This is a genomic window from Leptospira tipperaryensis (genome assembly GCF_001729245.1).
Taxonomy (GTDB): domain Bacteria; phylum Spirochaetota; class Leptospiria; order Leptospirales; family Leptospiraceae; genus Leptospira; species Leptospira tipperaryensis.
On the sequence record NZ_CP015217.1, the window covers coordinates 3,831,317 to 3,849,184 of the forward strand.

The 17,868-nt window shown below is 41.0% G+C and carries 21 protein-coding genes; 9 read left to right on the forward strand and 12 right to left on the reverse strand.

Annotated elements, in window-relative coordinates; all coding sequences use genetic code 11:
• Positions 1-29 precede the first annotated feature (29 nt).
• Both A0128_RS18015 and A0128_RS18020 read right to left on the reverse strand, forming a co-directional pair.
• Complete coding sequence (locus A0128_RS18015) at positions 30-377, reverse strand: LIC10301 family lipoprotein (protein ID WP_245667259.1); 348 nt, start codon at positions 375-377, stop codon at positions 30-32.
• Between the two features lie 107 nt (positions 378-484).
• Positions 485-775: an STAS domain-containing protein gene (locus A0128_RS18020; protein ID WP_069608776.1), complete on the reverse strand. Its 291-nt coding sequence runs from the start codon at positions 773-775 to the stop codon at positions 485-487.
• A 125-nt stretch (positions 776-900) separates the two neighbouring features.
• On the opposite strand from A0128_RS18020, the gene flgB reads away from it, so the two are divergent.
• From flgB to fliE, 3 genes are all read left to right on the forward strand, one after another.
• Complete coding sequence (flgB, locus tag A0128_RS18025; RefSeq protein ID WP_069608777.1) at positions 901-1,332, forward strand: flagellar basal body rod protein FlgB; 432 nt, start codon at positions 901-903, stop codon at positions 1,330-1,332.
• A gap of 64 nt (positions 1,333-1,396) precedes the next feature.
• The gene (gene flgC, locus A0128_RS18030) at positions 1,397-1,858 is read left to right on the forward strand and encodes a flagellar basal body rod protein FlgC (RefSeq protein ID WP_069608778.1); all 462 of its coding nucleotides are present in this window, start codon (positions 1,397-1,399) and stop codon (positions 1,856-1,858) included.
• A gap of 2 nt (positions 1,859-1,860) precedes the next feature.
• Positions 1,861-2,244, forward strand: a complete 384-nt coding sequence (gene fliE, locus A0128_RS18035; RefSeq protein WP_069608779.1) for a flagellar hook-basal body complex protein FliE — start codon at positions 1,861-1,863, stop codon at positions 2,242-2,244.
• 62 nt (positions 2,245-2,306) lie between these two features.
• Here the strand turns inward: fliE and A0128_RS18040 are convergent, their stop codons facing one another.
• From A0128_RS18040 to A0128_RS18050, 3 genes are all read right to left on the reverse strand, one after another.
• Positions 2,307-2,486 carry a hypothetical protein gene (locus A0128_RS18040; RefSeq protein WP_069608780.1) on the reverse strand — a complete coding sequence of 60 codons (180 nt, stop codon included), beginning with the start codon at positions 2,484-2,486 and terminating at the stop codon, positions 2,307-2,309.
• 5 nt (positions 2,487-2,491) lie between these two features.
• Complete coding sequence (locus tag A0128_RS18045) at positions 2,492-3,154, reverse strand: hypothetical protein (protein WP_069608781.1); 663 nt, start codon at positions 3,152-3,154, stop codon at positions 2,492-2,494.
• Between the two features lie 66 nt (positions 3,155-3,220).
• Complete coding sequence (locus tag A0128_RS18050; RefSeq protein ID WP_069608782.1) at positions 3,221-4,894, reverse strand: P83/100 family protein; 1,674 nt, start codon at positions 4,892-4,894, stop codon at positions 3,221-3,223.
• A gap of 125 nt (positions 4,895-5,019) precedes the next feature.
• Here A0128_RS18050 and serC point away from each other — a divergent pair, with 125 nt between their 5' ends.
• The 4 genes from serC (at position 5,020) to A0128_RS18070 (ending at position 9,060) form a co-directional block, all read left to right on the forward strand.
• The gene (gene serC / locus A0128_RS18055; protein ID WP_069608783.1) at positions 5,020-6,150 is read left to right on the forward strand and encodes a 3-phosphoserine/phosphohydroxythreonine transaminase; all 1,131 of its coding nucleotides are present in this window, start codon (positions 5,020-5,022) and stop codon (positions 6,148-6,150) included.
• Positions 6,147-6,734, forward strand: coding sequence for a hypothetical protein (locus A0128_RS18060; protein ID WP_069608784.1), 588 nt, complete (start codon positions 6,147-6,149; stop codon positions 6,732-6,734). The genes serC and A0128_RS18060 overlap by 4 nt, the downstream gene beginning before the upstream one ends.
• An 87-nt stretch (positions 6,735-6,821) precedes the next feature.
• Complete coding sequence (gene rpiB, locus A0128_RS18065) at positions 6,822-7,259, forward strand: ribose 5-phosphate isomerase B (RefSeq protein WP_069608785.1); 438 nt, start codon at positions 6,822-6,824, stop codon at positions 7,257-7,259.
• Between the two features lie 13 nt (positions 7,260-7,272).
• A complete protein-coding gene (locus tag A0128_RS18070; RefSeq protein WP_069608786.1) occupies positions 7,273-9,060 on the forward strand; it encodes a glucanase in 1,788 nt (595 codons plus the stop codon).
• Here the strand turns inward: A0128_RS18070 and A0128_RS18075 are convergent.
• The 5 genes from A0128_RS18075 to A0128_RS18095 all read right to left on the reverse strand — a co-directional run bounded on the left by A0128_RS18075 (position 9,022) and on the right by A0128_RS18095 (position 13,297).
• Complete coding sequence (locus tag A0128_RS18075; RefSeq protein ID WP_069608787.1) at positions 9,022-9,438, reverse strand: hypothetical protein; 417 nt, start codon at positions 9,436-9,438, stop codon at positions 9,022-9,024. The genes A0128_RS18070 and A0128_RS18075 overlap by 39 nt on opposite strands.
• A complete protein-coding gene (locus A0128_RS18080; protein WP_069608788.1) occupies positions 9,435-9,629 on the reverse strand; it encodes a CopG family transcriptional regulator in 195 nt (64 codons plus the stop codon). The genes A0128_RS18075 and A0128_RS18080 overlap by 4 nt, the downstream gene beginning before the upstream one ends.
• Positions 9,629-10,177, reverse strand: coding sequence for a hypothetical protein (locus A0128_RS18085; RefSeq protein WP_083244226.1), 549 nt, complete (start codon positions 10,175-10,177; stop codon positions 9,629-9,631). Before A0128_RS18085 ends, A0128_RS18080 begins: the two co-directional genes overlap by 1 nt.
• A 70-nt stretch (positions 10,178-10,247) precedes the next feature.
• Complete coding sequence (locus tag A0128_RS18090) at positions 10,248-12,368, reverse strand: hypothetical protein (protein ID WP_069608790.1); 2,121 nt, start codon at positions 12,366-12,368, stop codon at positions 10,248-10,250.
• On the reverse strand, positions 12,368-13,297 hold the full coding sequence (locus A0128_RS18095; protein ID WP_069608791.1) for a hypothetical protein: 930 nt from the start codon (positions 13,295-13,297) through the stop codon (positions 12,368-12,370). Before A0128_RS18095 ends, A0128_RS18090 begins: the two co-directional genes overlap by 1 nt.
• A 58-nt stretch (positions 13,298-13,355) precedes the next feature.
• Here A0128_RS18095 and A0128_RS18100 point away from each other — a divergent pair, with 58 nt between their 5' ends.
• Positions 13,356-14,327, forward strand: coding sequence for a metalloenzyme (locus A0128_RS18100; RefSeq protein ID WP_069608792.1), 972 nt, complete (start codon positions 13,356-13,358; stop codon positions 14,325-14,327).
• On the opposite strand, the gene A0128_RS18105 is transcribed toward A0128_RS18100, so the two are convergent.
• Both A0128_RS18105 and A0128_RS18110 read right to left on the reverse strand, forming a co-directional pair.
• Entirely contained in the window at positions 14,324-15,460 is a 1,137-nt protein-coding gene (locus tag A0128_RS18105; protein ID WP_069608793.1) for a tetratricopeptide repeat protein, read from the reverse strand. The genes A0128_RS18100 and A0128_RS18105 overlap by 4 nt on opposite strands.
• Entirely contained in the window at positions 15,457-17,010 is a 1,554-nt protein-coding gene (locus A0128_RS18110; protein ID WP_069608794.1) for a tetratricopeptide repeat protein, read from the reverse strand. Before A0128_RS18110 ends, A0128_RS18105 begins: the two co-directional genes overlap by 4 nt.
• Before the next feature lie 162 nt (positions 17,011-17,172).
• Here A0128_RS18110 and A0128_RS18115 point away from each other — a divergent pair, with 162 nt between their 5' ends.
• The gene (locus tag A0128_RS18115) at positions 17,173-17,835 is read left to right on the forward strand and encodes a class I SAM-dependent methyltransferase (protein ID WP_069608795.1); all 663 of its coding nucleotides are present in this window, start codon (positions 17,173-17,175) and stop codon (positions 17,833-17,835) included.
• Positions 17,836-17,868: the final 33 nt, after the last annotated feature.

Below are 17,868 nucleotides of genomic sequence, written 5' to 3' on the forward strand. Positions count from 1 at the left end.
TTTTTTAATGGAGAAGATATCGAACCGACTCAGTTCTTTTCAAAAAATTCTACGTTATCTTCTTTCTTGTTTAGAAGTTGAAGTTCCTTTTCATTGACTTTCAGAATTCTATATTCCAAATCAAAGGCGAGGTCCGCCAGATTAAAATGAATATCATCGTCTTTCATTTTATAAGTAAGATGAAAGGTATCATACTTCGCGAGACCGTCCGGAAGAATGAGAAGATGACTTCCCTTTCCCTTGTCCGGATCCTTACATTCTCCCTTTTCAGGACAATTTTTAACCTTTACCCAATCTCCCAAAATCAGCTCCTCCTTCTTTTTACAAGAAGAGAAGAGAATCAAAGCGAGAGTTAGAATGAGAGCGATTTTTTTCATAGATTCAAACATAGAGATCCGTCCTTGCTTGTCCAATGAAAATCGGAGCCAAAGAAACGGAAGAAAACGTCGGTTTTAATAAGAAAGGGGAAAAGGAAAGGGAAGAATCACTGATGATCGATGTATTCTTTTAAGTTCAGGACCTCGAACGTATTTAGGAGGTCGGGATGGATCGCGCTGATTGTGCAGGAAATCCCTTCCGATCTCGCATTTTTTAAAAACCAAACTAGAGAACTGATGGAAATAGAATTCATTACGGGGATATCCCCGAGATTCAAAATGATGTATTTCGGTTTTTTTGCGATCGCGTCCATGAGCATGGTCCGAAACGCATAATAGTCATTAAAGAGAATGGTGAGATCCGGTGTAATTTCTACTGTTTCTGAATTATCTGACATTTTGATATTCGCTTTCAAGTTTTCCAGCGCCCTCATACACTTTCGGACGAAAAAACTTTTCTAAGTAAAAAAAATCTCTCGTGGAAAACGCAAATTCAACCGATTTTTTTGAGGGGAGAGAAATAATGTTTGAGAAAACCCATTTCATGAAAACCCAGGATTTACTGGAAAGAGGAATGAATAGTTCCGTTTTGAAGAGAAAAGTAATTTCAGACAATATTGCAAACGCGGACGTTCCTCATTTTAAGAGATCCGAAGTGATATTCGAATCGATGATCAAAAGAGCGATCGAATCCGAAAAAATCGAGGCCGTCAAAGAGGTTCCTACCCAAATTTCCGACGACCGCCACATTTCATTCTTCAAACCCTTGGATTATCGGGAAGTAAGTCCAAAGGCAAATATCGATTACCTGACAACCATGAGAGCCGACGGTAACAACGTGGACGTTGAGAAAGAGGTCGTAGAAGCATCCAATTCCCAGATGCAATATATGATGATGTCAGAGAGAATCAATCAGAACTACAGAGATCTCAAACAAGTCATGAGAATGGCTTAAGAATCGGATTTAATTTCTTGAATTTATACTAATGAGACATAATTTTACCGTTTAGGAAGTAGCCATGGGACTTTTTTCATCAATTAACATTTCCGCAACAGGCTTATCCGCACAGAGATTGCGAATGGATGTGATTTCCAACAACATCGCAAACTCGACAACCACGAGAAATACAAATGGGGACGGCCCTTTCCGAAGAGACCGAGTCGTGATGACTCCGGTCAATCTAAGAACCCGATGGAATAGTCCAGTATATCCGTTCGGAGTTTCTCCGGGAGAAGGAAAAGGTGTTAAGGTGATGAAGATCGAAAAGGATATGACTCCTCTTCGTTTGGTTTACGACCCGACTCACCCGGACTCGATTCAGATCGGACCGAAAAAAGGATACGTGGAAATGCCGAACGTGAATATCGTCACCGAGATGACTGATATGATCTCGGCTTCCAGGTCTTATGAAGCAAACGTACAGATGATAAACGGATCCAAAGCGATGTTTAACAAAGCGCTGGAAATAGGTAGGGCATAATCATGGAAATCAATTCTAATTCTTCACTCTGGTATACTTATAATTCCGGTTATAACGGTGGAAAGGCTCATCCTCTGACTCCGAAAGGAGACAAAGTAAACGTCTTCACGACGGAAGATAGACATTACAAAGATGTAAAGCAGCCGGTCTCTCCTGATTACGTCGCCGAAAGTTTTTCGGAAGCGATGAAGAATGCGATGACTTCGGTAAACGATCTTCAAGTAGAAGCGGACGAGCTGACTCAGAAGATGGTCTTTGATCCGAATTCAGTAGACGCTCACGAAGTTATGATCGCATCCGAAAAAGCGAGAGTCGCTCTTACGTTCACAAAGACGATCGCTGATGGAGTGGTTCGCGCTTACAGAGAATTAACTTCTCTGAGATAAGATTTTTTTAAAATGATAGAACGGCATTCTAGGCCGTTTCCGAATGAAAACGTTTTTCCTTTCTAAAAATCCTTTCTATACAAGTTTATAGAAAGAATTTTAGAATCCATTTCCGTTCTTTTAAGAACTTTGGAAATCGAAGAAAGTTTTACATTCTTATCCGATTCGAACCAAGTCCGATGGTAAAAAACCGACTTCTGAAATACATTGGAAATCGCTTTAATCGTTTCTGCGACAGACATTCAGTTTAATTCGAAAGTTCCCTTTTCATTGTTCTTTGAACGGATTTTTGATTTTCTTCGAACGCATCGGAAACGATTAAAACGATTTCCTCATAGTCTTCTTCGGGAATCGAGGAATCGTTTCGAATTTCTACACAGATTTTCTCGGCAAAAGATGAGATGGAATCAGTCTCAATCAAGTATTCTTCCAAGCCTTCGCTTAACATTTCGCCGAGCTGATCAGAACCGAATTGTCCCCGGAAACTTCTTGCCGCGGCAAGAGATAATATCTCCTCACACCAACCCCATCTTTTTATCAACTCTTGAATATCGTCGCTTTGATAAACTTCGTGATCCAGATCGTTCGTTCGCAGAAAGTCGATATATTCTTTTACATAGATTTTGTCAAAAAGGGCTAAGGCCATGACGGCGTGCGTCCCCGCGTGTTCTTCTTCCGAAGACCAGAGAATCGGACCTTTTCGGTTGTGATCGATAATTTTTCGAATATAACCTAATATCGGTTTCTGAAGCTCAACGTGTTTAAGTGCCTGGATATAAAAGTCTCTTTCCGCTAAAAATGGTCTTTCGGAATTCGTCGATGTATCTCGGACCGGAAAAAAGTTTTCCGACTTTGTTACGAATTTATCGATAATTTCCTGAAGAATCTTCGGATCGAATTCCAAATTCATAAATCCTTAAAATAAAAAACCGGGATAAGGGCTCCCGGTTTTTTAAACCTATTGAAAAGGTCGGAACTACGGCTTGATCTTCTTGATCAGCTTCAAGTCCGCTTTGTTAAAAACGGTGATCTGAATGCTTCCCGAACCTTCTTCCTTTCCGGTAACATAAATCTTTTCTCCGTAAAAGGTTACGTTTGAATTCGGGCTAATCTCTTCGGAAGATTTTGCCTGTTTTTTAAGGTCCTTTCCAAAACGAGAAAGATAGTATTTTTCCTGAACTTCTTCAAAGGCGTAAATCTCATCCCCTTTTACGATCATTGGAGAACGCCAAAAAATGTTATCCTCCGCGGAGATGGTAGGCTTCAAAGTTTCTTGATCGATCAAGATCAGTTTGTGATTGGAAGAGTGACCGTCTTCAAAGCCGATTACAAGGGCTTTTCCGTCTACGATCTCGAAGGTTCTTCCGCAGATCTTATTAAAGTCTCCTCGAAAAATCGTATCGTCTTTAGTAGGATCCAAAACCTGAAGTTCGTTGTTATAATGACCTTTGTCCAAATATTTCAAAGTTTTTAAGAAAAGAATTTTACCTCCGACTACGTTCTTGTCGAATTCTTCTTTTTTCTTTTCTTCTTCTTTCTTGGTTTCTAATTCCTTTTTGGTATCAGCCAATTCTTTTTTCAGTTCGGCTTCCGTCTTCTTGTCGTCGGAAGAAGATTTACTATCGCTTCCAGACTTACTTCCGGAATCACTCTTAGAATCGCTGGATTTAGAAGAACTGGACGAGCTCGAGGAACTGGAACTGTTATTGCTCTTTCTCTCTTCGTCTTTTTTAACTACTTCCTTTTCTTTCTCTTTGAGTTTCTGTTCTTCTTTTTTAACTACTTCTTTTTCTTTTTGGACTTGTTCTTTTGCTTTTTTCTTTTCTACGATTTCCTGTTTATTTTTAACAGGATCTTTGTTGAGCTCTTGAAGTTCTTTGTCCGTCTTTACTTCCTTGTCGTTCAGCTCTTTCTGTTTGTTTTGATTTTCTTCTTTTCTTCTTTTGATTTCTTCTAATTCTTTCTTATTTTTTTCTCTCTGAAGATCGTCGAACTTATCCTTTTCGGATTGTCCTTCCTTCTTTTTATCGAGGTCTTTATTGACTTCGTCTTCCAATTCATCCGTATGAACGTCTTTTCCTAAAACGTCTTCCACCAAGGGAACGAGAATTTCAGTTTTACCGGGCCATTCCGAGTAACGTTTGGAAATCCCGATCGACTCGGGCTTCAAAACCTTAATTACGGAATTGGAATATTTCTTTGCAACGTAAGCCTTACCCTTTCTATGAATCGCATTGTAATAAAGAATATAAGTCGCGAGAATTTCGGAATTCTTATCGTCGTAGCCGAAGTTTGATTTTACAAAACCCGCAAGAATTCTTTGAATCGAATTGATATGTCCGTAATCGGAATCTTCGGAAAGAGAGAAAATATCGGCTCCGAATTTTTTGTCTTCGGGTGCGATTCTTGTAACGCTGACGCCGCCTTGGCTGTGACTTTTATTAGGTTCTTTTTTTAAAATTTCCGCTAAACCGGCTCCGACTTTTTCGTTGGTGCCTCTGACTTCTTCTCCTGCTCTCGCGGAGGAACGGTTGATAAACTGAACCCTTCCCGAAGAACGAATTTCTTTTTCTCCGAGTTTAGAATTATCCTGTGACGATAACGAAAAAGAAAAACCAACGCATACAAGTGCTATCAAGATTCTGAACATTCTAAAATACTCCTTTTCATCTCCGGAAGGGAAAGCAGTCGTTTGACCAGGGGATATGCTATCCTCAAGCATTCTATTGCGACAAGGATTTTTCCCGATCCGGAGTCTTCTTTCTGAGAAGAAAGTTGATCCCCAAACTCCCCTTTGCAACCTTATCCTATATGTATCAATTCCAGGAAAGAATTTACAATTTCGGCGCGGGACCGGCCATGCTTCCCAACGAAGTCATGGAAATCGCGGCGGCTGAGTTCTTAAATTATAAGGGCTCCGGAATGTCCATTATGGAAGTAAGTCACAGAGAACCTCTCTTTGAAGACGTTCTCAAAGAAGCGGAATCACTCTTACGCAAGCTCTTAAACATAGGGGACGATTATTCGATCGCGTTCTTTTCAGGAGGAGCCACGCTTCATTTTTCCGCCCTCCCTCTCAATCTTCTCAAAGAAGGAGAAAGTTTCGACATCGCTCACACGGGAATCTGGACAAAAAGAGCCTGGGAAGAAGGACTCAAGTTCAACGGAGTCAACGTGATCTATGACGCGACTGACAATAAGTTTACGGACGTTCCTTTTCTCGATGACAGCAAACTTTCAGGAAAGGGAAAGTATCTTCACATCACTTCCAACAATACGATCTATGGAACACAGTATCCTACGCTTCCGAAGATCAAACAAATTCCTCTTGTTGCCGATATGACGAGTGAACTTCTCTCCCGCAAGATCGAAGTAAAGGATTTTGGAGTTATCTTTGCGGGCGCTCAAAAGAATATCGGTCCTTCCGGTTTGAGTCTTCTCATCATTCGAAACGACCTGATAGGAATTTCCGGAAGAAAAATTCCGGTTCTTCTCGACTACGAGGTGATGACAAAAAACAAATCCCTCTACAACACCCCTGCAACGTATTCGATTTACATTGCAAAGTTGGTCTTCGAGTGGTTGTTAAAACTCGGCGGGGTCGAAGTCATCCAGAAGGTGAACGAACAAAAGGCACAATTGTTATACGACTTCATCGATTCTTCTTCTTTGTATACCTGCCCGGTTCAGAAGAACGCACGTTCCCAAATGAATGCGGTTTTTTTACTAAAGGATAAAAATCTGGACGCGAAGTTCTTGGACGAAGCGGAGAAGAACGGACTTCACGGTTTGGGCGGACATAGATTGGTGGGCGGATTTCGCGCGTCGATCTACAATTCCATGCCACTCGCGGGAGTTCAAAAACTCATTTCCTTTATGAAAGAATTTGAATCTAAGGCGAAATGAAATTCTTAGCTTTAAAAAGAATTTTATTAGCATTTCTCTTTTTGGGAAGTATAACCGGAGGCCTGAGCGCTTCCGGTTTGAACTTTATCACACAACTTCCGATTCAGGATTGTTTTACAAACGAAGCCGCGTCCTCCGAACTTTCCAATCTCTTTAAATCAACGATCTCTTTGGAAGAAAAGAAAAGAATCGCGGAAACGATCGCTTACAAAGAAGGACGGTCCCGTTTTCAGTCGCTGAACTGTATCCAAAACAAAAAACTTACCGAAGAAGAATATTCGATTCTTTTCTTGGATTGGAATCGCCATCTCGCGACTTACAACGAGTTGAATTCTTATTACGAAAACTATATTCTTTCGGATGAAAAAACTAGATCTCTCAATTCTATAGAATGGGAACTTCTGACGACCCATCTCAAACAAAAACGCGAACTTCTCACAAGACTCAACGACGCTACCTCGTATTCTCTCAAAGGAGAAAAGGTCTCCGAAGATAACTTCTCGATGATCTATCTTTCCCTATTCTTAGTCCAGGTTGAATTTTGGGACGCGATGCCCAAGGCTTACAAAGAATCCGTCTTGTAGAATCTTTCGATTCTCCCTTTTGACATTAAAACAAAGAATTATTTGCTTGAATCCTGAGTTCGGTCGGGACATAACCAAATATAGATCATGAAAAAAATCGGAATCGCCTCGGATCACGGAGGCTTTGAACTAAAGGAATTTCTCCGCACAGCGCTTGCTGGAGAATTGGAAATCGTAGACTATGGAACCAAAGACGAAACCTCCGTCGACTATCCGATCGTCATAGCAGACGCTTGTAAAAAAGTTCTTTCCAAAGAAGTGGAAGGTTTGATCGCCCTTTGTGGAACCGGAATCGGCGCGTCCATAGCAGCCAATCGCCTGAGCGGGATCAGAGCCGCGCTCTGTCACGATCAATTAACCGCGGAATTATCCAAACGCCATAACAACGCAAACGTTCTTGTTTTGGGCGGAAGAATTCTCGGAAAAGAATTGGCTCTCAATATCGTTCGTACTTGGATCGCAACTCCTTTCGAAGGCGGACGCCACGAAAGAAGAGTCAATCAACTCGAAACCTTAAACTCTTAATTAAAAAAACCGAATGGGATGGATTACAAATTCTAAAGTATCGTTAGTCGCCCTTTCGGCTTTTCTCTTTTTCTCTCTTTCCTTTTTTCCTATTTTTCCGGAAACCAAGATTCTATCTCTAAACGATCTTCAGAGAAACGGTTTGGAACTTTCGGGGAAGAATGGGGAACAAAAAACTCTTAAACTTCAAACCCGCGACCGAAGTTTCGGATCCGATCTCTATCTCAGTTTTGATTCCGGAGAACCGGCCAACCTAAAAGATATATCAGGAAATTATAAAGTTCTTTCTTCTTCTTTTCTTCCGGATTCCGAAAACGTACTTCATGCAAAAAGAAGCGCTCGATTTTCCGGAAAAAGAACCGGAATCAGAATCGCACATTCCAACACGGGTGTTCTCACTTCCAAAGATCTCACGGAAGAATTTTATATCGCATTCAGCATTCTTCCCGGAACCGTTGAAAAAGACGCGACCCTCATTTCAAAACTTTATGAAACTTCCGGAAACACTTTCGGATGGGATCTCAAGATTGCGGACGATAAACTCAAAGCCGGATTTTATTCCTTCTTTGAAACCGAAGAAAAAAGATTTCTTTCTCTTCAACTTGTTTCAAATACAACTCTCAAAAAGAATCAGTGGAATCGAATTCTTCTCTATTTCAATCCTTCGGAAAGAGAAATCGTTTTATATCTGAATGGAAAGGAATCCGCGAGAGGTTCGATTCCCGCTAATAAAAATTTAATAAGAATGGGATTTTATCCCGAAGATACGACTTCATTTCGAATCGCGAGTTCTTATTACGGATGGATGGAAAACTTCGCCGTCTTTCGAGGTAAACCGAATCCGAACGCCGAAGACGTTCCTTTTCCCGGACAAGACTTTGATCCGGACACGCATACGACCCAATCCAAATTTGGAACCGCAATTTCTCCTGTTTACAAAAGTAAATACTCCAGCGCCTTCTTGGAAGAAATCGAACTGAAAGCTGATATTCCAAAGTCTTCTGCGATGGAACTTTATTTCCGAGTATCACCCACGGTCTTTCATCCGACCTCGGAAGGACCGGCCTGGATCGCAGTGGACTTAAGAAAATTAGAATCTTTTAAACTAGATTCTTTAGATCCGAACGTTTATAGAATTTCACTCAAAAATTCCATTAAAAAGTTTTTAGGAATTTCGGAAAACAAAGAAGACCTTCTTCCGTTTCGATACTATCAATGGAGAATCAAGTTCAAGTCCGATCCGAGCGGAAATCAAACTCCGGAATTAAAAAATCTAACCCTCACTTATAGAGAAACAAATCCTCCGGTTCGTCCACTGGGTCTAAAGGTTTCTGACAATTCAATCGACGATTCCGGGCCGAGCGTTTGTTTGACCTGGAAGTCCAATCCGGAACGAGACGTGATCAACGGAGGCGGATATTTTATTCACTACGGAATTCATCCGGATCGAATGGTGGGAATCATTCGAGGAACTTATCCTTTGACAAACGAAGCTCCAAACAAAAAGACAAGACCCAAACATCCGGCTTCGGATTATTTAGATCCGATTACCGGTTTGCCGGACGGTAAGAACGCAAGCAATATTCAAGAATATTATAATAAGCTCAATACCTGCGTGGACAATCGGATTATATCCTTAAACGCGGAAATCCTTCTGGAAAAGAATCAGCTTTTTTTAAAAAAAGGGACTACCTATTACTTTAGAATCAGCGCCTTTAATAAGGCGTATCATTTCCAAACAGGAAAGGATCAAGTATCACCTCTAAGCGATCCCGTTGAAGTTTATTTCCTGAGCGAGTAATACCTTGATCATCTTCTGATTCGGAAGATTTTTATCGATCGTGATAAAACCGTCCAAATCCTTTTCGATCGCGATCGCCATCTCGTTCCAAACCCAATCTGCATTTCCAAACTCTTTGGATAATTTCTGAGCCAGGGAAAGATTTTCGGATTTAAAATCCAGAATTTCTAAACAAAGGCGTTTGACCTGAGTCCAGATAATATCCTTCTGCATCGGATCGTTTTGTTTTTCCAAAAGGGGAAGAATGGAAATTGTCCCTGTATAAAATAAATGTTGTTCCTTGATCAGATTTCCGATCGATTCCACAAGAATTGTTTTTTGATCGGGTGCACCTTCGACCAAGGATTCGAGCAGGGACTTGGAAAGATAATATCTCATTCTTCTTTCATACTCGCGAGAATGTTGAGAGCTTCCAGACGTTCGTAGGAATCGGAGCGATAGACTTCGTTTCTCAAGGAAAGTCGGAGCATCTCTCCTGCGGAAAGACTTCTTTTGTCGGCTTCATTTTTTAAGAGTTCGAGTTCTTCTTCCGTCATGAGTAGCTGAAATCGTTTGTCTACTCTCGCCATCAGTTTTCCTCTCTCATTTCTTTATCATTCTTGAGATACATTCTAAAATAAATATCGGCGTCCTTCAACTGACCGATCGCTTGATAGATACTCGCGATGTTATAGTTTGCTTCGTTGAGTCGGAAATCATATTTGAAGGACTTTTTAAAAATTTGAATTGCCCTATCGTCTCGGCCCGCATACCACTCCGCCATTGCCCATAAAAAATGCCACTTACCAAGATCGGGATCTCGTGGAGTCGCTTGGGAAAGATATTCCAAAACTTCCTCGAATATCTTCGCTGAGTTAAGATAGTTTTCTCGAATCTTTTTTAGCTTTTCCATTCTCGAAAAAACATCCTCTGCGTGTCCAGGTAATTCCAAATCCTTACGATAAAATAAGGCCCTTGCATACCAGAGTTTAAACGTTAGATCGGATGGATTTTTTTCTACGTATTTCGCAAGATAAGGAATCGATTCGGTCTCTTCTTCCTTCTCATTCATCTTGAGAATTTTTTCTTTAGCCGCCCGATTCCATTCTTTTCGATTTTCCTCGTTGGCAACGAACATTTGAAAAGAAGATAAGTATAGAATCAATAGAATCGCGAAACGAGAAAAGTTCATTGTATCAAAACAAATCTTAGAGATATGTGAACAGATTCTTTCCGTTTCCGGGATAAACATCGACTACAAAATCGTAAGTGTGGCCGGTTTGATCCAAGAAAGAACGAATCTGTCCTTCCAAATCCTTTCTCGTATACATTCCAAAAGCGCCGACTCCGATTCCAAAACACATATCTTCCGGTCCGATGATTTCTGAAATCTGAGCCATCACTTTTTTCCGATACGATTCGAGTTTTTTAAAATCCTTTCCGTGAAATTCCACTTTGAAGGATTTAGTAACTCCTCTTTCTCCATCAGTTGCAATTCTCATCATATGAATTCGAGAAGAAACGATATCGCGTTTGTCGCGAAAAAGTTCCCCCAAAATTTTACGATCGTATTCTTCGAAGGCTTTGATCACGGGTTCCAAAGAATGAAAGATAAGATTTTCGATCTCCTGCGCGTTCTCTTCCGTCGGCGGGTCCTTATAGAATAAGAAAAAGCGAAATGGAATTCCAAAGTTGGAAAGCGGAATCGTCAAAATGGAAATACAGGATTCTAAATCCGCAGGATCGAATTTTTTACGAAAGAATCGATCCGTCTTTCTTTCTTCGGTGATTCCTATCAGAGAATAACTTCCCGATTCTTTCCCTATGTATTGATCGTCATAGAGAAAGATCATGTTTTCCGCGGTTTTTTCCTTCAAACCGTAAGTTACAAAAGGACTATAACTTCCGTTTCTTCTATCGTAATAATGGATCGCAAAACCGCTCAGTTTTAGAGACGAGAATACGGAGATATAGTATTTTAGAATAAATGAATATTCGGATTCCAATCCGTAACCTAGTTCGTCCAAAACTTCCAGGATCTTTCTTCGATCACGAATCGGTAGCGAGGTCAGCCATTTCATATAACCGGGGCCCAAATCCAAATGTTTGTTTTGAACAGGCTCTTCTACCGGAGCTTTGGGTGGAGTTCTCTTTGAAACGTCGGATATCTGTGGAGTTTCTGCGGATGGCGGTTCGTTAACTTTTGAAATCAGAGTTTGTAGTTCGGTATTGAAGATTTCGGATCGTTTCTTTTCGATCTCGGGAGAAACGATCGGATGAACTTTAAATTTTTCGGGATCTCGAAGATATGCCGGAGAAATATATCCTTCTCCTTTGAGTTCAAACGGAAGAACAAAAATAGAGGCGCCACCCTCCCTTTTCACTTCTTGAAGATTGATCGGAAGCGTTTTCAAATCCGTATCCACCTCTTCGGAAGAAAGCGTTCTGATTTCGTCTTGTTTGTCTTTATCGACTAATTCCAAGGCTTTTTGTTTTGCGAGCTGAAGACCGTTCACTCCCTTGGAAATTTGTCCAACGAGATCCTGGATTTCTTTTCCTTCTTTATCCGAAAATAAATCCTTCTTCATTCTCAAAATGCGAATCATAAGATCGATCAGAAATAGAAATCCGAGAAAACCGGATAAGAATAAGAATGGAAGACCTTCGTTTCCCGGCTTTAAGATCAAAATTCCTTTTAGAAATCCATAGGTATTTTCCGGAGTCGCATAATAATATCCGATAAAAGGCGCGGTTCCAATCTGAATTCGGTTTACCGCGTTTTCCGAATGATTCCATCCTTCTATCAACAAAGAAGAAATCTGATCTCCGCTCAAACCGTGGTATTTTTTTCCGGGTTCGATATAACCGCCGAATTTTAGATCCGGGATCAAAATCGATTCCGTTCCGGAAAAGGAAACTCTCAGACGATCCTCTCTCAGTTCGGCAAGAATGAGTCTTTTTTCCGCGGTGACGGGAAGACAAAGAACCAAAAACGGTTTTAAAAAAAATAAACGACTTCCGCCTTCTTTTAATGTTTCCGCTAAAAGTTTCCCATCGGCGTCTTTACGGGTTGCAAGATCGGCCTCGGTGATCAACTTCAATCCGGAAACCATCGGAAATTCCAACTGAAGATTTTCTAAATCGGAAACGGACTTCACATCGCTGAGACCGGATTCTAATCTATGGAGTTCTTCGTTAAAATTTACAAAGATAGAATTGATTCTATTTTTGTAATATACTCCTTCCGGAAAATACGGAACTATCAAATAATAGAAAAATGAAAGTATGGATATCGATAAAAGGGAAATTCTAAGTTTTAGTCCGGTCATCAGCTTTCCCTCCGTAACAACAGCAAAATTCTTAAAAAGACGTCTCTGAGTCTGAGAATTTTTTCCTTATTATCAAACTCTTTTTCCACTACGATGGAATGCACCAATGTGGAAGAAATGATTCCCAATCCGCACACGCCGAGTAAGAAGGCAAAAAACACAAGGACTTGAAAAAGTTGTCTCATTCTCGATCCCTTATCATAGGAAAGAAAAATCGTATTGTTTCCGATTTTGTTTTTTTCCCAGAGAGGACGATCCTTCCATTCTGCGGTTGTTTTATTAAATTCTGCTAATATTTCTTCGATGTTATCCGGATAATCCAAAGATCTTAGATCGTTGGATCCGATCAATGAATCGGTTCCGTTTTTTCCGGATTCGAAAATCCAATACACTTGTTTTTCTCGGATATTAAACGGTAAGGACATATGTTTTCCCAAAGCGAAACCTTTCATCCAGAGAAACCATTCTCCATCCTGGCTTCGATAGATCGGAACACCGGAGCCGTCGAAGTTGATCCCGGAAGGTTCGATTCTTAAATCGCCTAACCGCAAATCGCCGTTAAAAATTTCTTTTGTCTCTTCGCTCGAATAAATCAAACGATAGGAAGAATCATAGATCTTGATCGACTTGAGTTCTAAATTCTTCAATAGACTTTCGCCCAACTCTTTTGCGCTTTTTGGAAGAGGATCGTTTCTAAGTCCGTATTCTATCTTTGAACCTGCTTCAAAAAGCGGAGCCTTTCTCGCTTCCATCCAAACTTTTAGAAAATTTTTCCGTTTTAAGAAATTCTCATTTCCGACCGGGTTGAGCGGAAACGACATCGAGGACTCTTTCCATTCTTCCCTGAAAAAAGGGATGGAAACAGGAATCAGCCCTAATAGAATGAGTGTTAGGGCAAAGACGATTTTTCTGTAAAAGTTGGACGTCACTGTTCTTAGTATCGGCCCTTTTGGTCTAACCTGAAAGAAGAAAACCAGACAGAAAACTATGATCTTTTATATGTTCATTGACGGGATCGGCTTTGGGCCCAATGATCCGGAAAGCAACCCCTTTGCTCGGTACGCAAAATCCTTCTTTTTACCTCTAGCAGACAAACCGATTCCGGAAGAATCTTCCGAGATTCTTAAAAAGACCGTATTTCTCAAAACGGACGCTTCTTTAGGAATCAAAGGTCTTCCTCAGAGCGCCACCGGCCAGACTTCACTCTGGACCGGAATCAATGCCTGTAAGGTGCTCCAGAGACATTTGAGCGGATTTCCGACATTTACTCTAAAGAAGATTATCAGTAAATATTCCATGATCCGGGTCTTGGATGAGCACGGTTTCAAAGTCGATCTTCTAAACTGCTACTCTCCCGCATTTGCAGAACATATCAAAAAAAATCCCCGTCACGTCTCCGCTTCGACTCTCATTCAAATGGCGAGCGACCGTCCTCTCAAATCGATGGAAGATCTGAGAAAAGGCAAAGGCCTTTATATGGACATAACTCACGAATATTTAAGAGAATTCTCGCAAGGGCTTTTGGAAGAATCGGACGACCTCCTTCGTGTTCGCGATCCTTATGAAACCGGAAAGTCGATCATTCAAAATTGTAAGAACGACGATTATACTCTTTGTATCTATGAATTTTTTCTGACCGATAAGGTCGGACATAAGATGAACTGGGAAGCCGCGGAAAAATATATCGGAGAATTGGAATCTTTTTTAAAAGGTGTGACGGAAGCTTTGGATCCGGAAAACGATCAATTGATCATAACTTCCGATCACGGGAATTTGGAAAATCTTACCGTGGACGTCCATACCGTAAATCAGGTGCCGACCGTTCTTTACGGAAAATATACGCAGATCTTAAAGGAAAAAATCAAAGCGATCGTAGATATCCCGCACGCGATCTATGAAATCCTCGGAATTAAAATAGAACTCAAAGACGAAGAATTTATTAAGACGGAAGCTTCTTAGTCGAATCTCTCAGTTTCGAGATCTTCCTTACTCTTCGCTTTGTCCGATTCTTTATAATGAAGATTATCTTCCACTTGATCTAAGGATTCTTTTTTCCAAGCGCTTGCTTTTCTTCCCACTGGAGAATCCGGATATTTATCGGTTGCTTCTTGGAATAACGCGGCAGCCTTTTCATACTTTCCATTCTTAAAATAAACGGTGCCTTTTCGAAAGAGCGCTGTTTGATCCAAAGAACCGTCTTGGTTTCCAAGAACACGATTCAAATATTGAAGTGCGGAATCCGATTTGCCGATGGCTTCGTAACTTTCAGCCATGTAGAATAACGCGTGTTCTTCGGCTTTTGGACTGATTCCCATTTCTAAAGCTTTTTTAAACGTCTCGATCGCGCCGTAATACTGTTTGCGAACATAGAGTTGTCTCGCCTTTTCCAAAATTCCGCTTCTGAATTCGGAACTCACTTTTTCTTTTTCAGGATCAAAGTAGAATCCGGCTTGTGCGTAATCGTCATAGACGTCGTAGGCGGACCAATCTTTTCCCATTCTCCGTAAGGATTTTCCCCAGCGAACCCGTGCCTTTACGTTTTCCGGATCTTCCTGTAATGCGAGTACGTAGTTTTTGCGGGAAAGATCATAGTTCCCTTTCTTCATATAATAATCTGCGATGGCAGATAACGCACTAGAACGAAGTTTTGCTTCAGCGGAAATACGAAGGACTTCTTCGAGATGTCCTTTTCCTTCCTCGTCCCGATTGAGCTGAAGAAGCAGATTTCCCATCGAGTAGGCGACCTTGGATCTTTCGTCCCTGGATAAACCTTCTTTCTGATTCAGTTCTCTATAAATTCCGAGTGCAAGAAGACTATCTTGGTTTCTTTCCAAGGCTCTTCCCATATCGTATTTTACACGAAAGGAATGTTCATCCGGAATTTCGCGAGCGGAAAGTTCGGAGAAAATATCCACGGCTTTTTCCGCGGACTTTGCATTGGATTGTTTTAAGTATTCTTCGCCTTCTTTGATTCTTTCCAAAACGCCTTTTCGTTTAGAATCCTCGTCTTGAATCGTGGTTTGATAAACCCCGGTCAAAAGCCCAGCGCATATAAATAAAAATCCCGTAATGAGTATAATAGAACGATTCATGGATTTCCTCCGGAGATCCGAGACAGACAACGCTTCGACCAGAATTCCGAACGTTCTGCGTTGTAAAATTTACTATCTTTATTGATCAAAAACTTTAGCGCTTCCTTATAATTGCCTTTTCTATAGTGAGAGAGTCCAGTGAAAAATTTTGCCTTCCCTCTTACTTCGGACGAATTTCCGTTTCCTGTGAACGGTTTTAAGTCCTGAATCGCGTCCGTATAAGCTCGTTTCCAATAAGTTTTTTTGAGAACTCGGTCCACTTCGTCGTCGGTTCCCGAAAATTCTTCTTCTTGTTTTTCCGGTTTTTCCTTGTTTTCGTCTTGGACTTTTGTGTTCTCGTTTTCCTTTTTCTCAGTTTCTGGATTATCGGTAGCGATCACATTCGGATCTGCGTCTACAAGTACGAAAGATTCATTTTCAACAAGGTTGAATTCTTCCTTATTCTGACGTTTTACCGTAACTCCGAAGTAGATCGGAACGTTCCGTGATTTTAGGCGAATTTGTGCGGCCGTTTCAGGATGATTCACTTCTCCTAATTTTCGAACGTTTCCGCCGAGAAAAGTTCCCGTTCCGCCGCTCAGAGGTTTGACGGCTTGGTAAATCGTATAAATCGTATTCTCATCCGCTTTCTCGGGCGCCTTCCACTCCAACTTGACGTTTAATTCTGCCGGAGCCGCCGTCAAATCTTTGACGTGCATTTCATCGTAAGGATATTCCGTATTTGTAATATTCTCCGGATTATCCTTATTCGAATTTCCTATATAGAAAAAACGAGTAAAGGATTGTCCATTGACTAACGGAAGAACTTCTTTCGCGCCGGACCGAACGCTGACTCCGTAAAACCAAGTCTGAGACTTTCCGAGATCCTGATCCAAGAACGTAGTCTCCGGATGGCTCAGCTCCGTCAGTTTCTCCGCTTTTCTCATCAATGATAAGGAAGACATAGGTTCTAAGGAACGATAAACCGTATAAACGGTCGCGTTAGGAATCGCTTTATCATAAGGAGACCAGTTTAATCTTAGATACTTTCCTTCTTTCTTAACAGTTAGATCCGTAATTCTTGCATCGTCCGGAAGTTCCGGAGTTTTATTTTCAGTGTTTGTATTTCCGGGAACTAACGCTTGTTCGACGATCACCGGAATCGTAGTAAAGTTTCTTCCCGGAATAAGTTTGACCGTATTCTTTTTTACGTGATGGGCTAAGATGACCGCGTAATAATAAGTTCCCGGTTTGAGATTATAATCAAATATCTGAGTTACTCCGCCTGCGATTCCACTCGGATATTTACCCAAAGAATCGGCGACCATACATTTTTCAGGCGTGTCGATCATGCTCGAAGAACGAGCGATGATGATTTCTCCGGTTTCTCTCGGGGCTTCCCAAGAAATGCGAATCGAGTTCTCGTCCTTTTTTAAAACTTCGGCGTGAATTAAATTGGCAACGCTGTAGTTCTCTACTTGCGTATTATTCAGAACGGAATCCTGAGCTCCCGGAAAGGAAACCAACGCCAAGAATGAAAATAATAGTATGGTCCGGGTTATAATTTTCATAAAAGGAATGTCTTGGTTATTATATCGTCAGCTCAAACCGCGTAATTTAATAAAGAATCCCTTTTGAACCCGTTTTGAGAGAAAGCATCCGTTGAATCGATCGATTTCGGGTTTGACTTTTCTTATCAGATCCATTAGACATAATTCTGAAGTGAGAAACGTATGAGCGACCTGGATTATTATGAAAACCCCGAATATCAGAATTTTCTGATTTCCAGTAAACGGCGTGAACTCACTCCTCCGGAAGTGGTGTTCAAACATTTTAACTTTAAGGATGTCAGTCACCTTGTCGATTTCGGGATGGGTCTTGGCTTCTTTACTTTAGAATTAAAGAAACAACTTCCGAAAGAAGCTTGGATTTGGGGTGGAGAATGTCAGCAAGAGTTGATCGATGAAATTCTTCATTGGAAAAATCGAGACGAGATCTCGAACTTTACGCCCTTCTTTATCGAAAAATCAGATCACCCCCTTTTGCCGGAATGGGTGCCAACACCCGACGCGGTCTTTGCCTCCTTAGTATTATCCACTTTTCCAGATCCTGGTCTTGCAATGGACGGCCTCATTCGTTCTATGAGAAAAGGCGGAAAACTCGTCGTCTTAGATTGGGTCAAAAATGAATTCACGATCGGACCAAAAATCAATGATAAGATTTCTTTGGACAAAATGAAATTTCTCGCCGAGATGTATCATCTTGATATTATTAAGAATGTAAGAATTTCCGAACACGTCTACGGTTTGGAAGTGGTCGCGGGAAAAGATTTTGAATACGGTTTTTACGATCTCAAGGAAGAAGAAGACACAACTGACGAGTTTATTCGGTCTTAGAATAAATCGAATTCATATTCAGAATTTATTATA

What these genes read in the sequence shown, in the direction of transcription:
- A0128_RS18015 (WP_245667259.1), bottom strand. Translation starts at nt 377, where the DNA reads ATGAAAAAAATCGCTCTCATTCTAACTCTCGCTTTGATTCTCTTCTCT.
- A0128_RS18020 (WP_069608776.1), bottom strand. Translation starts at nt 775, where the DNA reads ATGTCAGATAATTCAGAAACAGTAGAAATTACACCGGATCTCACCATT.
- flgB (WP_069608777.1), top strand. Translation starts at nt 901, where the DNA reads ATGTTTGAGAAAACCCATTTCATGAAAACCCAGGATTTACTGGAAAGA.
- flgC (WP_069608778.1), top strand. Translation starts at nt 1,397, where the DNA reads ATGGGACTTTTTTCATCAATTAACATTTCCGCAACAGGCTTATCCGCA.
- fliE (WP_069608779.1), top strand. Translation starts at nt 1,861, where the DNA reads ATGGAAATCAATTCTAATTCTTCACTCTGGTATACTTATAATTCCGGT.
- A0128_RS18040 (WP_069608780.1), bottom strand. Translation starts at nt 2,486, where the DNA reads ATGTCTGTCGCAGAAACGATTAAAGCGATTTCCAATGTATTTCAGAAG.
- A0128_RS18045 (WP_069608781.1), bottom strand. Translation starts at nt 3,154, where the DNA reads ATGAATTTGGAATTCGATCCGAAGATTCTTCAGGAAATTATCGATAAA.
- A0128_RS18050 (WP_069608782.1), bottom strand. Translation starts at nt 4,894, where the DNA reads ATGTTCAGAATCTTGATAGCACTTGTATGCGTTGGTTTTTCTTTTTCG.
- A0128_RS18060 (WP_069608784.1), top strand. Translation starts at nt 6,147, where the DNA reads ATGAAATTCTTAGCTTTAAAAAGAATTTTATTAGCATTTCTCTTTTTG.
- rpiB (WP_069608785.1), top strand. Translation starts at nt 6,822, where the DNA reads ATGAAAAAAATCGGAATCGCCTCGGATCACGGAGGCTTTGAACTAAAG.
- A0128_RS18070 (WP_069608786.1), top strand. Translation starts at nt 7,273, where the DNA reads ATGGGATGGATTACAAATTCTAAAGTATCGTTAGTCGCCCTTTCGGCT.
- A0128_RS18075 (WP_069608787.1), bottom strand. Translation starts at nt 9,438, where the DNA reads ATGAGATATTATCTTTCCAAGTCCCTGCTCGAATCCTTGGTCGAAGGT.
- A0128_RS18080 (WP_069608788.1), bottom strand. Translation starts at nt 9,629, where the DNA reads ATGGCGAGAGTAGACAAACGATTTCAGCTACTCATGACGGAAGAAGAA.
- A0128_RS18085 (WP_083244226.1), bottom strand. Translation starts at nt 10,177, where the DNA reads ATGTTCGTTGCCAACGAGGAAAATCGAAAAGAATGGAATCGGGCGGCT.
- A0128_RS18090 (WP_069608790.1), bottom strand. Translation starts at nt 12,368, where the DNA reads ATGACCGGACTAAAACTTAGAATTTCCCTTTTATCGATATCCATACTT.
- A0128_RS18100 (WP_069608792.1), top strand. Translation starts at nt 13,356, where the DNA reads ATGATCTTTTATATGTTCATTGACGGGATCGGCTTTGGGCCCAATGAT.
- A0128_RS18105 (WP_069608793.1), bottom strand. Translation starts at nt 15,460, where the DNA reads ATGAATCGTTCTATTATACTCATTACGGGATTTTTATTTATATGCGCT.
- A0128_RS18110 (WP_069608794.1), bottom strand. Translation starts at nt 17,010, where the DNA reads ATGAAAATTATAACCCGGACCATACTATTATTTTCATTCTTGGCGTTG.
- A0128_RS18115 (WP_069608795.1), top strand. Translation starts at nt 17,173, where the DNA reads ATGAGCGACCTGGATTATTATGAAAACCCCGAATATCAGAATTTTCTG.